The organism is Cupriavidus sp. CuC1 (assembly GCF_044627735.1).
GTDB classification, from domain to species: Bacteria; Pseudomonadota; Gammaproteobacteria; order Burkholderiales; family Burkholderiaceae; genus Cupriavidus; species Cupriavidus ulmosensis.
The window spans coordinates 15656-30098 of the sequence record NZ_JBIUHC010000053.1 but is presented as its reverse complement, the minus strand read 5'-3'; the positions used below and the strand labels follow the sequence as shown (position 1 = coordinate 30098).

Sequence of the window (14443 nt, the reverse complement as noted above, 5' to 3'; positions counted from 1 at the left end):
GGGCGGGGGAGAGGGCGGGCGTATCAACTTGCCGCCAGCGCCGAGAACCCCACCAACAACAAGGAGGAGACCATGCATCGACAACCCGCCGCGCGCGGCATCCGCACCGCCAAGATCTTCAGGCTCGCGTCATGAACGCCATCACCGAAATCACGCCGCTGTTCGAGATGCGCGGCATCTGCAAGGGCTTTCCGGGCGTAAAGGCGCTGGACGATGTGTCGTTCGCCATCTACCCCGGCGAGGTGCATATGCTGCTGGGCGAGAACGGTGCGGGCAAGTCATCGCTGATGAAAGTGCTGTGCGGCGTCTACGTGGCCGATGCCGGCGAGTTCTATCACGATGGCAGCCCGGTGGCGATTACCAGCCCGGCCGACACCATGCGGCTGGGCATCGCGGTGATCTTCCAGGAGTTCTCGCTGGTGCCTTACCTGGACATCGCGCAGAACATCTTCCTGGGCCGCGAGCCGCGCGGGCGTCTTCCCGGCTCCGTCGACGCAGCCAAGATGCACGCCGAAGCGCGCCGCATCCTCGACATCCTGGGCATGGAGGTGAGCACGCGCACGCCGGTGCATGCACTGGGCGTGGCCCAGCAGCAGATGGTGGAGATCGCCAAGGCGCTGTCGCAGAACGCCCGCATCCTGGTGTTGGACGAGCCCACCGCCGCGCTGTCCGATCGCGAGACGGAGAAGCTGTTCGCCGTGATCGCGCGGCTCAAGGCCGATGGCGTCTCGATGATCTATATCTCGCACCGCATGGCGGAGGTCTTTGCGCTGGGCGACCGCATCACCATCCTGCGCGACGGCCGCAAGGTCGGCGCCTGCCTGCCCGGCGACGCAACGCCGGACGAGCTGGTGGCGCGCATGGTCGGGCGCAAGGTCGACATGAGCTACAGCCGCGAGCGCAGCGCGCAACTGGGCGAAGTGGCACTGGAGGTGCGCAACGTCAGCGCGGACAGCGGCATCGCGGACATCAACCTGCAGGTGCGCGCCGGCGAGATCGTGGGCCTGGCCGGGCTGGTGGGGTCGGGCCGCAGCGAAGTGGCGCGCGCCGTGTTTGGCGCGGACCCGATCCAGCAGGGCGAAATCCGTATCTTCGGCAAGCGGCTCACTGGCGGCCCGGACTGCGCCCGTGAGTTGGGCGCAGCGCTGATTCCGGAAAGCCGTAAATCGGAGGGGCTGGCGCTGATCCGCACGGTGCGCGACAACTTGCTGCTGGCCGGCTTGCGGCGCGCCTTTCCCTCGCGCTGGTATCGCGCGGACAAGGCCGAGGCGCTGGCCGAGCGCGAGATCGCGCGGCTGCGCATCGCCACGCCCGACGGCAACCAGCTGGCGCAGTTCCTGTCCGGCGGCAACCAGCAAAAGATCGTGATCGGCAAATGGCTGGTCGCCGAAGCGAAGCTGTTTATCTTCGACGAGCCCACGCGCGGCATCGATGTGGGCGCCAAGGCGGAGATCTTTGCCTTGATCGACAGCCTGGTGAAGCAGGGCGCCGGCGTGCTGCTGATCAGCTCCGAACTGCCGGAAATCATCAATGTCTGCGACCGCACCTATGTCATGCGCGGCGGGCGCATCGCCGGCGAAGTCGTCCACGGCGAAATGACCGAAGAACGCATTCTGCAACTGGGGATGAACGATGCTTGATACCAACGCAGTACCGCGGCCGCTTGGCCTTTCCATCGGCAAGGTGCCGGGGTCGGTCTGGGTGCTGCTGCTGCTTTCGCTGGGCTTCAGCGCGACGGGCTCGGGCTTCCTGAGCGTGGAGAACCTGCTGAACATCGGCACGCAATCCACCATCTTGCTGCTGATCGCCTTGCCGATGACGCTGATCATCATGACCGAAGGGCTGGACCTGTCGATGGGCGCCGTGCTGACCCTGTGCGGCGTGGTGCTGGCCATGGTGATGGTGGCGACCGATTCGCTGCCCCTGGCCTTGGGCGCGGCGCTGCTCACCGGGCTGGCGTTCGGACTGCTCAACGGGGCGCTGGTGTCGTGGCTGGAGATCCCGCCCTTCGTGGCCACGCTCGGCACGCTGGGCGCCGCGCAGGGGCTGGCGCTGGTGGCCACCGATGGCCAGAGCGTGACGGGCATCGGCGACACGATCCCGCTGATCTACGCCGGGCAACTGCTGGGCGTGCCGTTCCCGATCTGGATCGCCGTGGTGTTCTACGGCCTGTTCCACTGGCTGCTTTACCACACCCGTTTTGGCGCTTATGTGTTCGCGCTGGGCGGCAACCGCGAGGCGCTCAAGTTCTCCGGCGTGCGCATCAATGTCTATCTGATCGCCGTCTATGTGCTGGGCGGGCTGATGGCCGGCGTGGCCGCGCTGCTGCTCACCGCGCGCATGAATGCCGGGCACCCCACGGCCGCCATCGGGCTGGAGTTCGACGCCATCGCCGCGGTGGCGGTGGGCGGCACCACCTTCGACCGCGGCAACGGCTGGCTGCCCGGCACGGTGCTGGGCGTGCTGGCGGTGGGCGTGCTGCGCAACGGGCTCAACCTGGTGGGCGTGCAGTCGTCGGTGCAGGTGGCGGCCATCGGGCTGCTGGTGCTGGTGGTGCTGCTGATCGAATCGTTCAAGGGGAAAGCATGAACACGGCGACTCTGTTCCCGCCACTCTCGGCGGATGCCCGCTCGTTTGCCTACCGGCTGTTCGCGCTGGGCCTGCTGTGCCTGCTGCTGGCGGTGGCATCGGACGCGTTCCTGACGCTGGGCAATATCCTCAACGTGCTGCGCCAGGCCAGCTTGCTGTTCCTGCTGGCGTCCGGCGTGACGCTGGTGATCCTGACCGGCGGGCTGGACTTGTCGGTGGGCGCCAACGTGGCGATGTCGGCCTGCGTGGCGGCCACCGTGATGAAAGCCACCGGCTCCACCATGCTCGGCGTGGGCGCGGGGCTGGGCATCGGCGCGCTGATCGGGCTGGCCAACGGCCTGCTGGTGGCGATGCTGCGCATCCCGCCCTTCATTGCGACCTACGGCATGTTGTGGGTGTTGCACGGCGTCACCTACTGGTTCATGGCGGGCGAGACCATCCACGGCTTTCCGGCGGAATTTCGCGCGATCGGCAGCGGCTACCTGTGGGGCGTGCCCATTCCGGTCTACCTGATGCTGGTGTTCCTGGTGACGGGCACCGCCATGTCGCAGAAGACCACCTACGGCCAGGAGATCTACGCCATCGGCGCCAATCCCGTCGCGGCCCGGCTCTCCGGCGTGCCGGTCAAGCGTCGGCTGGTGCTGGTGTACCTGGTGAGCGGCGCCATGGCCGGCATTGCCAGCCTGGTGTTCCTGGCGCGGCTCAACTCGGCCGAGGGCGACATTGGCGAGGCGCTGACGCTGCCTGCCATCGCCGCGGTGCTGATCGGCGGCACCTCGCTGTTCGGCGGGGTGGGCCGGGTATCCGGCACGCTGGTCGGCGCCATCATCCTCACGCTGGTGCTCAACGGCATGAACCTGCTCACCGTCAGCGCCAACTGGCAGCCGCTGGTGACGGGCGTGATCGTGGTGCTGGCGGTATTCCTGGATACGCTGTCGCGTAAGCGGCTGGGTGTGAGGTCTTAGTTCGAGGTCTTGGTTCGAGATCGTTAGTCAATGTCGCAAGCTTTTCATGAAAGACAAAGGAGACAACATGAACGTACGTAACCTGAAGTATCTGGCCGGCGTGCTGGCCCTTGGCATGCTGTCGGCGCAGGCCCACGCGGACGGCGAGCGCATCGCGGTGTTCACCAAGAACCAGACCAACCCGTTCTTCCAGGTGGTGCGCCAGGGCGCGGACGCCGCGGCCAAGAGCATGAACGCGCGCGTCACCCACTACATCCCCACCAAGCCGGACAGCATCCCGGAGCAGATGAGCCAGATCGAGGACGTGATCGTCAAGAAGGCCGACGCCATCGTCTTCGTCCCGGTGGACTACAAGGCGATGGGCCCGGGCGTGAAGAAGATCAACGCGGCGAACATCCCGGTGGTCAACGTGACCGACAAGAGCGACGTGGGCAACTTCGTCTCCTTCGTCGGCGCCAGCGACTATGACCTGGGGCAGAAGACCGCCACGCACCTGTTCAAGGCCATGGGCGGCAAGGGCAACGTGGTGCTGCTGGAGGGCATCAAGGGCTCGCTGACCAATATCGACCGCGTCAGGGGCATGCACGATGCGCTCAAAGCCTTCCCCAACATCAAGCTGGTGGCCTCGCAGCCGGCCAACTACCAGCGCCTGCAAGCCCTGCAGGTCATGGAAAACCTGATGCAGTCATACCCGCAGATCGACGGCATCTTTGCCGCCAACGACGCCATGGCGATCGGCGCCATCGAAGCGCTGCAAGGCGCCAACCGCAAGGCGCTGGTGTCTGGCATCAACGGCACGCAGGAGGCCATCGACGCGATCAAGGCCGGCACCATGCTTGCCACCGGTGACTACAATGGATTTGCCCAGGGTTGCCTGGGCATGACCGCCGCCATCCGCAAGCTGCGTGGCATGCCGGTTACCCAGAGCATCGTGCTGCCGGCCACGGTGGTGGACAAGACCAACTACCAGTCGATCGACATCCCGGTTGCCAAGCGCACCTGCCCGCGCTGGGAAGACGCCACCAAGGCTTGACCGCCACAGGTTCATGCATCCATACGTCGCTAAGTCCATAACGGAACACACATCATGCGCAACCTAGACGAAGAGACCATCACGCAGGCCGTGCTGGCGCGGCATGCCGACATGCCCAACGGACGGCTGAAGGAGATCATGACCAGCCTGGTCCAGCATCTCCACGCTTTTGCCCGCGAGGTGCAGTTGACCGAGGCCGAATGGGCCGAAGGCATCAAGTTCCTGACCGAAGTGGGTCATACCTGCACCGGCAGCCGGCAGGAGTTCATCCTGCTGTCCGACACCCTGGGCCTGTCCACGCTGGTCACCGCGCAGAACCACAAGAAGCCGCGTGGCTGCACCGAGGCCACGGTGTTCGGGCCGTTCTACGTGGATGACGCGCCGGAGTACGAACTGGGCGCCGACGTAGGCAACGGCATGGCCGGCGAGCCGTGCTATGTCAGCGGCAAGGTCAAGAGCGTGACGGGCGAGGCGGTGCCGAACGCGCGGCTGGAAGTCTGGCAGGCGGATGTGGAAGGGTTCTATGATGTGCAGCAGGCGGGGCTCGATGGCCACCAGGGCCGCGGCACGCTGAAAGCCGACGAGAGCGGCGGCTTTCACTTCAAGTCGATCGTCGCCGAGTGCTACCCGATTCCGCACGATGGCCCGGTGGGCCGCATGCTCGATGCCCTGGGCCGCCATCCGTGGCGTCCCGCGCACCTGCACTTCATGATCTCCGCACCGGGGTTTGAGACGCTCGTCACCCATGTGTTCCGCGAAGGCGGCGAATACCTGGATTCCGACGCGGTCTTCGGCGTGCGCAGTTCCCTGATCGCTGACTGGGTGCGGCACGAAGCCGGCACCGCCCCCGACGGCACGCCGAGCGCCATGCCGTTCTACACGCTGGATTTCGATTTCATTCTCAACCCGGCACCGCAAACGCCGGCGCCGTCCCGGAGGTAAGCCCCATGCTGTTCGTATTTCATCTGCTCGACAAGCCCGGCACCAGCGAACTGCGCACCCGCGTGCGCCCGGAGCACAAGGCCTATCTCGGCGCCAAGGCCGATAGCATCGCCTTTGCCGGCCCGCTGCTGGGCGAGGACGGCACCACCATGGTCGGCAGCCTGCTGGTGATCGATTTCCCGTCTCACGAGGCGGCCAAGGACTGGCTGGCAGGCGAGCCTTTCACGCGGGCCGGCGTCTACGAGCATTCGACGGTGCATGCCTTTAGCAACCTGTGGCAGCAGAAGGCCGGCTTCCCGCCCGCTTGACAACAGGCAAGATCACGACGATCAGCAAAGATCAGGAGGGAGAAAACGTGTCCATCGTCAAACACATCGTGATGTGGAACCTGCGCGGAGAAACCGAAGTCGACAAGCAAGACGCCGTGGCCCGGCTCAAGCTTGCGTTCGAAGGGCTTCGTGGCCGGATCCCCGGAATGCGCCACCTGGAAGTCGGCGTGGACTCGAGCAAGGTCAACTACGCCTGCGACGTGGTCCTGTACTCCGAATTCGAATCGCAAAAGGCGCTGGAGGGCTATGCCAGCCACCCGGAGCACCTGCGGGTGAAGGAGGAACTTGGTGACTTGCGCATTGCACGGCACCAGGTGGACTACGAGCCGTCCGCGTGAGGACGTGACGGTCGTGAAGAGGGAACCGGTGGCGGTCGGAAGCTTCGCGCCGCCGTCCCTTGGTTCGCCGGCGGAAACACGCACCACGAGCCGTCGCCGTGGCGGAAGAAGAACAGCATGTCGGCCGCACGTTGCACGCAGACATAAGGCACCCGGCCGGTACGCATCCTGCCGAAGCGCGCGACGCGCACGGGGCGGCCTTCGACAGGGCCAATCCACTTGGCTACGATCGTATGCAGGTTGTTGGTATCTGATTGCATGTTCTGCTCTCCGCTTTCCGCTTTGGGATGAAACCCTTGATTCCATCGTAGGAGGGAACGGGTCGCGGCGAAGTCGGATGGGCGGCAAACGCGTATCGGCGGAAGCGGAATCCGGCGTCGGCAATTGGCTTACAAAGAGGGGGAGGTTGGGGGAGCGGGAGGGGGAGGGGATGTTGGGGAGGTGGGCAATGGCCCGCGCGACCCGGCCTCGCAAGGAAGCCGGGTTCACCTTAATGCACTTCAAGGCATTTCAGTCCCGATCCCGGCCACCGCCCCGGGACATCAGCAGGCCCAGGATAATGCCTGCGCCAACCGCCATGCCCATGGACCGCAGCGGCTGCTCCTTGACATAAGCCGCGGTGTCCTCCGCGCGCTGCGTGATTTGCTGGCGCACGTTGTCCGAGATGCCCTTGGCCGCCTCCTTGGTCGTGGCCATCCTGTTCAGGAAGTCCTGTTTGGCCTCTTCCATCGCGGCGGCCGACATAGAGGGCAGGCGGCTGATCAGGTCGTCGAGTTCCCGCTTGAGCCCGGAGGCTTCCTCCCGCGCGACAGCGCCGACCTGGCGGCCGGCGGATTTGGTGGCATCCAGCACGTTCGAGGTTGCCGTGCCAACCTTGCCCGCGATACGCGAGGCTTCGTCCTGCGCGGACGATTGTCCATTGCCAAAGGTTTCCATCTGGGTACTCCTGAAATGTGGTGGGGGGCAGGGTCTAGGCGCAGTTTTCGTGCCATGCGGCAATGCGCGCTCGTTGCGGTAACTGCGCGGGTTGGCACGGGTCGGGACGAAAAGAAAGTTACCGGTCCTTGTAATTCTTCCCATGACGCGAAAGCCCGGGCTGCGCTGCCACCTGTGCCACCGCCTTGGCATGTTCGTTGCGCGCTCTCCGGCACGACCCTTTTTCAGGAGACGAACATGGGACAACTCAATCCCGGCATGCCTGCCGGCACCAGGGGCGCGGCCATTGTCGGCAGCGGCGTGGGCGATGGCCCGGGCCCGGAAGTGATGGCGGCATCGACGCTGGATGGCGATAAGGTGTATTCCTCGGACGGCGAACACGTGGGCAAGATCTCGGAGATCATGCTCGACGTGCGCGGCGGGCGCATTGCCTATGCGGTGCTGACCAGCGGTGGCTTCCTCGGGATGGGCGACACCCTCCACGCCATTCCCTGGAGCGCGCTCACCCTGGATACCGACGAAAAGTGCTTCCGCATCGGCGTGACCGCGCAACGCATCAAGGACGCCCCTGGTTTCGACAAGGACAGCTGGCCGGCCATGGCGGATCCCCAATGGGGCACAACGCTGCATGAGTACTATGGCCGGAACCCTTACTGGATCGTGGACGCCGGGCCGCTATAGGTCCGCTATAGGTCCGCTGTGAGGCCGCCTCCAGCTGTTCTGTGGCTGGGGCGGCCGGTCGGGCAGGCTGTCCACCGGACGGGGCAGCCTTGACGCGCCCCCGCAAGCAGGGTCTTGCACGCTGATGCGGGGGCGGCGTCTTTCCGAGTATTCCGCGCACTGCTGTGTTTCCCTCCCCGTTTTTCCTCGAGTCGCCGGCATGCGATCCCGCTGCGCGGGCAGCCTTGCCGCGTCCGTGCGAGAATCTCCCTCGGCCTGCTGTTCGACAGGCATGGGATGAACGCCGGATGCCCGGACGTTCAACACGATAAATTCGCGCGCGAAGGCGGCTCCCCCGGACCCGGTTATCGCGACGCCAAATGGGGACAGGACCTTCCTATGGGCATCACAGAACTTCTGGCGCAGCCGATTGGCAACCTTGCGGACTGCGTTCGCCTGCACGCCGCCGAGCGGCCCGGGCATGTCGCGGTCGTCGACAGCGGCGGCTCGCTCACCTACGCCGAATTCGACGCGCTGGTCGACCGCGTCGCCACCGCCCTGCAACGCGACGGCTTGCAGCCCGGCGCCTCGCTCGCCATCTGCGCGGCAGCGTCCATCGAATACGCCGCGATCCTGATCGGCGGCCTGCGCGCCGGCGTTGCCCTGGTGCCGCTCGCGCCGTCCTCCACGCCGGCAAGCCTGGCGGGCATGGTCGCAGACTCCGACGCCCGGCTGCTCTTTGTCGATGCGGACGTCCTGCGTGAGATCGCGCCGGTGAAGGACAACATCCATGCCCGGCTTATCGGGCTGGCCGACGCGCCCGCCGGCCTGTCCTTCGAAGCCTGGCTGGGCCCGCAGGGCAGCCGCCCGCAAGCGCATCCGATTGCGCCGCAACAGGTGTTCAACATCATCTACTCCTCGGGCACGACCGGCACGCCCAAGGGCATCGTGCACGCCCACGCCCTGCGCTGGAACCAGATCCGCCGCGTCCAGGAATCCGGCGGCTACGGCCCCGACGCCGTCACGCTGATCTCCACGCCGCTGTACTCCAACACCACGCTCGTCAGCTTCATCCCCACGCTGGCGCTCGGCGGCACCGCCGTGCTGATGCCCAAGTTCGACGCGCAGCGCTACCTGCAACTGGCCGCGCAGCATCGCGTCACGCACAGCATGCTGGTGCCGGTGCAATACCAGCGCCTGATGGCGCGCGCGGACTTCGATGAATACGACCTGTCGTCATACCGGATGAAGTTCTCCACCAGCGCGCCGCTGTCCGCTGCGCTGAAGGCCGAGATCCTCAAGCGCTGGCCCGGCGGCCTGGTCGAGTACTACGGCATGACCGAAGGCGGCGGCAGCTGCGTGCTGGCCGCGCACGAGTTCCCCACCAAGCTCCATACCGTGGGCAAGCCCATGGAAGGGCACGACATCCGCCTGATCGACGACAACGGCTGCGAAGTGCCCGTGGGCGGGATCGGCGAAGTCGTCGGCCATTCCAACGCCATCATGGCCGGCTACCACAAGCAACCGGAGAAGACCGCCGCGGCCGAATGGCGCGACGCCACCGGCAAGCTCTTCATCCGCACCGGCGACGTTGGCCGCTTCGACGAAGACGGCTTCCTCACGCTGATGGACCGCAAGAAGGACATGATCATCAGCGGCGGCTTCAACATCTATCCCAGCGATCTCGAAGGCATCCTGCAGCAGCATCCCGACGTGCTCGATTGCGCGGTGGTTGGCGTGCCTTCGCAGCGATGGGGTGAAACGCCGGTGGCGTTCGTGGTTCGGCGCGAAGGTGCGACCGTGTCCGGTGAGGCGTTGATGGCGTGGACCAATGAGCAGGTTGGCAAGACGCAGCGGCTTGCGGTGCTGGAACTGGTGGAGGTGCTGCCGCGCAGCGCGATCGGGAAGGTGCTCAAGCGGGAACTGCGGGACGGGTTCAGGCCTGGGCGGCCGCTGGATTGAGGTACTCCTCCCCGCCCGCAAAGCGGGCGAGGGGAGGACGCAGGAGCCTATGCCCCGGAGCCGGCCCGCGCCGCTCCGGCGGCCAGCCCCTGTATCTGCGCCGCCCCCTTTGGCGAGATCATGCCAATGAAATCCTGCATATAGCCGCGTACATACTGGTCATCCCGCAAGCTGATGGCCGCCATGGAGGCTGGGAAGATCCCCTTGGTATCGATCACCGCCAGATCGATGTCCCGCGCCGGCTCTACCGCCATCTGCTGCACAACGGCTACCCCCAGCCCCGCCGCCACATAGGCCTTGATCACATTGGCATCGGTTGCCCGCACCACTACCCGCGGCGACAGGCCCTTGCGCTGGAACTCCCGCATCACCACCCACCCGGAATTGAAATGCTCGTCATAGGTCACGAGCGGATACTGCGCGATATCCTCGATCGTGACCTTGTTCAGCTTTAGCAGGGGATGCCGCTTGGGCACGATCAGGCAGCGCGGGATGGGGTAGGCCTCGAGCGTGATGATGCCCTCCGGCGTCCTCTGCGGCAGCGTCGACACGCCGAGTTCCACCGCCCCTTCGGCCACCCACTGCACGATTTCGGCGGGCGTGCCTTGCAACAGCTCCAGGTTGACCGCCGGATGGGCGGCGCTGAAGCGCCGGATCACATCGAGCAGGGCGTAGCGGGCGTGAATATGCGTGGTGCCCACGCGCAGGGTGCCGCTGCTCGTGGCGAGGTTGGCTTGCGCCAGGTTGGTCAGCGCGCGCGTGTCGTTCAGCACGCGGCGGGACAGTGCCGCTGCTTCTTGTCCCGCATCCGTGAGCGCTACCAGCCGGTTGCCGCGGCGCACGAACAGCTCCACGCCAATCTCATTTTCCAGCGACCGGATCAGTTTGCTGACGGCGGGCTGGGTCGTGTGCAACGCATCCGCGGCGCGGGACACGCTGAGGTTGCTGGCGATCACGGCCTGGATGCAGCGAAGTTGCTGGAGGGTCATATCATGCCATTTTGGCAATGATTGTCTACGAACATGTCATTTTACAGAAAGATGTGGGAGGCAGAGAATCGCTACATCTTCTTCCAGCGTAAAAGGCCTCGGCAATGACATCCAGCGTGTTCGACCAGTCCCTGCAGCAGCATATGTGGACCACGGATGAGATGCGCGCCGTGTTCTCTGAGGAGAACCGGGTGCAGAAGTGGTTCGATTTCGAGGCGGCGCTGGCCCTCGAGCAGGCGGCGCTGGGCATCATTCCCTCGGCCGCGGCCAGCGAGATTTCCGCGCGGGCCAACGTTGCCGATATCGATATGGCGGCGCTCGCTCACGAAACGCGCCGCGTGAAGCACCCGCTGGTGCCCGCGGTGCGGGCGCTGCAGCGTCAGTGCGCCGGCGAGTTGGGAGAGTTCGTGCATTTCGGGCCGACATCGCAGGACGTGTACGACACCGGCATGATGCTGCAGGTGCGCGAGGCGCACCACATCCTGATGCGCGACCTGACCGGGGTCTCGCGCGAGCTGTATCGCCTGGCGGATGCGCACAAGCACACGCCGATGGCCGGGCGGACCCATTCGGTGCAAGCGCTGCCGATCACCTTTGGCCATAAGTGCGCGGTCTGGCTGTCGGAGCTTGGCCGCCACCACGAGCGGATGCTGGCGCTGGAGGATCGCACCTTCGTTGGCCAGATGGTGGGCGCGGTGGGCACCAAGGCCTCGTTCGGCCCACAGGCCATGGCGCTGGAGGCGCGGCTGATGGCGCGGCTCGGCCTGAACGTGGCCGATATCAGTTGGCAGCCTGCGCGCGACCGCCTTGGCGAGTATGTGAGCGTGCTCGGCCTGATCGGCGCCACGCTGGGCAAGATCGCCAACGCGATCATGAACCTCGAGGCCGACGAAGTGGGCGAGCTGGCGGAGCCGTTCGTTGAGGGCAAGGTGGGGTCGTCCACCATGCCGCACAAGCGCAACCCCGCCGTGGTGGAGACCGTGGTGACCCTCAGCCGCGCCATCCGCTACAGCGTGGCGATGATGCACGACGCGCAGATGGCGGAACACGAGCGCGACGTGGCGGCGGTGCGCATGGAGTGGAAGGCGGTGCCGGAGGCTTGCATGATGGCGGCGGCGATGCTGCAGATGATGCATTACGCGTTGTCCGGCCTGACGGTCAACGCCGAGCGCATGCGCGCCAACCTGGATCTGCTTGGGGGCTTCCTGATGTCGGAGCGCGTGATGTTCGCGCTCTCCGAGAGCGTCGGCAAGCAGACCGCGCATGAACGGGTCTACGCCGCTGCCATGCAGGGCATAGAGGGCGGCCTCACCTTCGAAGAGGCGCTGCAGCGCGATGCCACCATCTGCGAAGCGCTCGACCCCGCCACGCTCAAGCAGCTGCTCGATCCCGCCACCTACGTCGGCCTGGCGCCCGAGATTGTCGACAGCCTGCTCGGCAAGATTCGCGCAAGCGGCTGGCTGGACTGAATGGCCGCAGGCACATACCTAAAACAAAAGGAGACACCGTCATGAACCGAAGTGCCCAGCAGCTTGGCCGGGTTGTCGCCACCGCATGGCTTTGCGCATCCGCCGCCGTGGCCACCGCCGCGCCCGCCGACACCTATCCAAACCGCCCCGTGCGCGTGGTCGTGCCTTATCCGGTTGGGGGCGGCGGCGATACGGTTGCGCGTCCGCTCACCTTGTACCTCTCGGAGCGGATGGGCCAGCGCATCATCGTGGACAACCATGGCGGGGCCAACGGCAACATCGGCATGGATATGGTCGCCAAGGCACCCAACGATGGCTACACGCTGGCGCTGGCGCTGACCTCGCAACTGGCGGTGAACCCGAGCCTGTACCGCAACCTTCCCTACGATCCGATCAAGGATTTCGAGCCGGTGTCGCTGGTGGCCTCGGCACCTTACTTCCTGGTGGTGCATCCGTCCGTGCCCGCGAAAAGCCTCGCCGAGTTCATCAAGCTGGTCAAGGCGAACCCCGGCAAGTACACCTATGGATCGTCCGGCAATGGCAGCGGCCCGCACTTGTCGATGGAACTGCTGAAATCGATGGCGGGGCTCGACCTTGTCCACGTGCCCTTCAAGGGCACCGGCCCGGCCATGCCCGCGCTGCTTGCCGGCCAGGTGAACGTGATGTTTGCCAGCTACGGCGTAGCGTCCCAGCAGATCAAGGCGGGCAAGCTGCGCGTGCTGGCCGTGTCCACGGCGCAGCGGGCGGTCTCGATGCCTGAAGTGCCCACCATCGCCGAAGCCGGCGTGCCGGGTTACGAGTCGAACGTCTGGTATGCGCTGTTGGCGCCCCGTGGCACGCCGGGCCCCATCGTCATGCGGCTGAGCAACGAGATCGCCGGCCTGATCAAGGACTCGGAGCTGCGCCGCCGCTTCCTGGTCGACGGCATCGTGCCGGTGGGCTCCACGCCGCAGGCGCTAGGCGCCTACATCACGTCCGAGAGCACGAAGTGGGCGGCCATCGTCAAGCGCTCAGGCGCCACTATCGACTAGCCGTGGGCTTGGTCAGCCGCCAGCGCATCGCACAACGCCGCACAACGCCGCACAACACCGCACCACACAGCAAACAGGAACACCGCAACCATGAAGATCGAACGCGTCGAGGCAATCGCCGTCAGCATCCCGCTCAACAAAGTGTTCACCGGCAGCTCCTACCGGGTCACCAGCCGCGCGACGGTAATCACGCGCATCCATACCAGCTCAGGGCTGGTCAGCGAGGTGTACAACGGCGACCCCCGCGAACACGGCCCGGAGATCGCCCGCATGATCGAGCAGGACATGGCGCCGCTGCTGGTCGGTGAATCCATCTACGCTTGCGAACGCATCTGGGAAAAGCTGTTCCGGCTGACCATCGCGGCGCCCGACCGGCCACTGGTGATGAACGCGATCGCGTGCGTGGATACGGCTGTGTGGGACCTGGCGGGCAAGTCGCTCGGCATCAACGTGTGCCGGCTGCTTGGCGGCTACCGCCAGGAGATCCCGATCATTGCCATCGCTGGCTACTACCTGCCTGGCAAGACACCGTCCGACCTGGCCGCCGAAATGGCATGGCTGAAGTCGGTGGGCATGGCGGGTTGCAAGGTCAAGGTGGGCGGCGTATCGCCCGAGGAAGACGCCGAGCGCGTAAAGCATGCGCGGCAGGGCGGCGGCGACGATTTCCTGATCGCGGTGGATGCCAACCGCGGCTGGAACATCCAGGATGCTACCCGCTTCGCCCAGTTGGTCGAGCCGTACAACATCGCGTGGTTCGAGGAGCCCTGCCACTGGCATGACGATGCGCGCGGCATGGCGGCCGTGCGGCGCGCCACATCGATTCCCATCAACGCGGGCCAGAGCGAAGTCAGCGCCGCGGGCGTGCGCCGCCTGCTGGACGCCGAAGCCGTGGACATCATCAACTTCGACGCCTCGGAGGGCGGCGGCCTCACCGAGTGGCGCCGCGCCGCGGCAGCCTGCGCGCTGGCGGGCGTGCGCATGGCCCACCACGAGGAGCCGCAGATCGCTTCGCACATGCTCGGCGCGATGCCGCACGGGATCTGTGTGGAGTGCTTCCCGGACCCGGACCGCGACCCGATCTTCCCAGGCATGTGGGTGAATCCGCCCGCCATCAAGGACGGCATCATGGCGATTCCGCAAGGGCCGGGATTCGATATCCAGCTCGACTGGGAGATGGTGAAACGGTATCGGGTGAACTAG

15 protein-coding genes are annotated in these 14443 nt (G+C 65.9%); 12 read left to right on the top strand and 3 right to left on the bottom strand.

From position 1 onward, the window contains the following. Positions 1-131 precede the first annotated feature (131 nt). The 7 genes from ACGLHR_RS22490 to ACGLHR_RS22460 all read left to right on the top strand — a co-directional run bounded on the left by ACGLHR_RS22490 (position 132) and on the right by ACGLHR_RS22460 (position 6196). Complete coding sequence (locus tag ACGLHR_RS22490) at positions 132-1640, top strand: sugar ABC transporter ATP-binding protein (protein ID WP_400096433.1); 1509 nt, start codon at positions 132-134, stop codon at positions 1638-1640. Beyond that, the gene (locus ACGLHR_RS22485; RefSeq protein ID WP_400096432.1) at positions 1633-2589 is read left to right on the top strand and encodes an ABC transporter permease; all 957 of its coding nucleotides are present in this window, start codon (positions 1633-1635) and stop codon (positions 2587-2589) included. Before ACGLHR_RS22490 ends, ACGLHR_RS22485 begins: the two co-directional genes overlap by 8 nt. Continuing rightward, complete coding sequence (locus ACGLHR_RS22480) at positions 2586-3554, top strand: ABC transporter permease (RefSeq protein WP_400096431.1); 969 nt, start codon at positions 2586-2588, stop codon at positions 3552-3554. The genes ACGLHR_RS22485 and ACGLHR_RS22480 overlap by 4 nt, the downstream gene beginning before the upstream one ends. Positions 3555-3621: 67 nt before the next feature. Continuing rightward, positions 3622-4587, top strand: a complete 966-nt coding sequence (locus tag ACGLHR_RS22475; protein WP_400096430.1) for a sugar ABC transporter substrate-binding protein — start codon at positions 3622-3624, stop codon at positions 4585-4587. 54 nt (positions 4588-4641) lie between these two features. Then, a complete protein-coding gene (locus tag ACGLHR_RS22470) occupies positions 4642-5529 on the top strand; it encodes an intradiol ring-cleavage dioxygenase (protein WP_400096429.1) in 888 nt (295 codons plus the stop codon). 5 nt (positions 5530-5534) lie between these two features. Further along, positions 5535-5837 (top strand): YciI family protein, encoded by a 303-nt coding sequence (locus tag ACGLHR_RS22465; RefSeq protein ID WP_400096428.1) that lies wholly within the window; start codon positions 5535-5537, stop codon positions 5835-5837. 47 nt (positions 5838-5884) lie between these two features. Beyond that, positions 5885-6196, top strand: a complete 312-nt coding sequence (locus ACGLHR_RS22460; RefSeq protein WP_318235248.1) for a Dabb family protein — start codon at positions 5885-5887, stop codon at positions 6194-6196. Here ACGLHR_RS22460 and ACGLHR_RS22455 read toward each other — a convergent pair. Next, positions 6178-6456, bottom strand: coding sequence for a hypothetical protein (locus tag ACGLHR_RS22455; RefSeq protein ID WP_400096427.1), 279 nt, complete (start codon positions 6454-6456; stop codon positions 6178-6180). The genes ACGLHR_RS22460 and ACGLHR_RS22455 overlap by 19 nt on opposite strands. Before the next feature lie 250 nt (positions 6457-6706). Then, positions 6707-7132: a YqjD family protein gene (locus ACGLHR_RS22450; protein ID WP_400096426.1), complete on the bottom strand. Its 426-nt coding sequence runs from the start codon at positions 7130-7132 to the stop codon at positions 6707-6709. 237 nt (positions 7133-7369) lie between these two features. On the opposite strand from ACGLHR_RS22450, the gene ACGLHR_RS22445 reads away from it, so the two are divergent. Together ACGLHR_RS22445 and ACGLHR_RS22440 are read left to right on the top strand one after the other, a co-directional pair. Further along, positions 7370-7813 (top strand): PRC-barrel domain-containing protein, encoded by a 444-nt coding sequence (locus tag ACGLHR_RS22445; protein ID WP_400096425.1) that lies wholly within the window; start codon positions 7370-7372, stop codon positions 7811-7813. Positions 7814-8191: 378 nt separating this feature from the next. After that, complete coding sequence (locus tag ACGLHR_RS22440) at positions 8192-9754, top strand: class I adenylate-forming enzyme family protein (RefSeq protein WP_400096424.1); 1563 nt, start codon at positions 8192-8194, stop codon at positions 9752-9754. Positions 9755-9801: 47 nt separating this feature from the next. Here the strand turns inward: ACGLHR_RS22440 and ACGLHR_RS22435 are convergent, their stop codons facing one another. Further along, positions 9802-10743, bottom strand: coding sequence for a LysR substrate-binding domain-containing protein (locus ACGLHR_RS22435; RefSeq protein WP_400096423.1), 942 nt, complete (start codon positions 10741-10743; stop codon positions 9802-9804). 104 nt (positions 10744-10847) lie between these two features. Here ACGLHR_RS22435 and purB point away from each other — a divergent pair, with 104 nt between their 5' ends. The 3 genes from purB (at position 10848) to ACGLHR_RS22420 (ending at position 14443) form a co-directional block, all read left to right on the top strand. After that, positions 10848-12212 (top strand): adenylosuccinate lyase, encoded by a 1365-nt coding sequence (purB, locus tag ACGLHR_RS22430; protein ID WP_400096422.1) that lies wholly within the window; start codon positions 10848-10850, stop codon positions 12210-12212. Between the two features lie 41 nt (positions 12213-12253). Beyond that, positions 12254-13243 carry a tripartite tricarboxylate transporter substrate binding protein gene (locus tag ACGLHR_RS22425; RefSeq protein WP_400096421.1) on the top strand — a complete coding sequence of 330 codons (990 nt, stop codon included), beginning with the start codon at positions 12254-12256 and terminating at the stop codon, positions 13241-13243. Between the two features lie 90 nt (positions 13244-13333). Continuing rightward, positions 13334-14443: a mandelate racemase/muconate lactonizing enzyme family protein gene (locus ACGLHR_RS22420; protein ID WP_400096420.1), complete on the top strand. Its 1110-nt coding sequence runs from the start codon at positions 13334-13336 to the stop codon at positions 14441-14443.